The sequence below is a fragment of the Xenorhabdus innexi genome (assembly GCF_002632485.1).
GTDB lineage: Bacteria > Pseudomonadota > Gammaproteobacteria > Enterobacterales > Enterobacteriaceae > Xenorhabdus > Xenorhabdus innexi.
Map to the genome: position 1 here is coordinate 1 of NZ_NIBU01000234.1, position 648 is coordinate 648.

The window sequence follows — 648 nt, forward strand, 5'->3', positions numbered from 1 at the left end:
ATTCATTGCCGAAGCCTGTGGTCTTAATGAGGGACTGGGAGTGAAAGGCCAGTGGGGAACGCTTCAATCCATGGAGACACGCATGCAGTTTCTATCAGACCCGACACATCGGATCCGATTCGTTTATACCCCCAAACACGCTTCCTGGTTAAATCAAATTGAATGTTGGTTCAGTCTGGTCTCCCGACATTTGCTCAGGCGGCTTTCCGTCAGCAGCAAAGCGATATTACGGACATGCATTTTAAAATATATCGAATATTACAACCGGGTATTAGCTAAACCTTTTAAGTGGCTTTACCGTGGGAATACAAAGTGATGTCATTAATTGCAGAATACACCACTAGTATGATACATGAGAGTGACCTCTTTTTGTTTTGATTTAAGTTTTGAACACCTTTAATCAAAGTAGGTAACTCTCATCTTTTCAAGTAGGTAACTCTCATCTTTTCAAGATGAAATGTCAGATCGAGTGACGACTAATACAACTAATGACTTCTTTACCCTCAATTCAAGGCTACGCTAGTTAAGTGGCCTTTTTCGCATCTACGGTTTTTATATCCAACCTCCTCGCTTCGGCGGATTTTCTTTTCATAGGTACGCTATGGACTTTCTCAGCGGTTTTAATACCACAACAGCCTCAGTGATAAC

General features: G+C 41.7%; 1 protein-coding gene. It reads left to right on the plus strand.

Going from position 1 to position 648, the window contains the following annotated elements; translation table 11 throughout:
* Positions 1–316, plus strand: a 316-nt coding sequence (locus Xinn_RS23665; protein ID WP_211285986.1) for a transposase, incomplete at its 5' end; no start/stop codon positions are given.
* Positions 317–648: the final 332 nt, after the last annotated feature.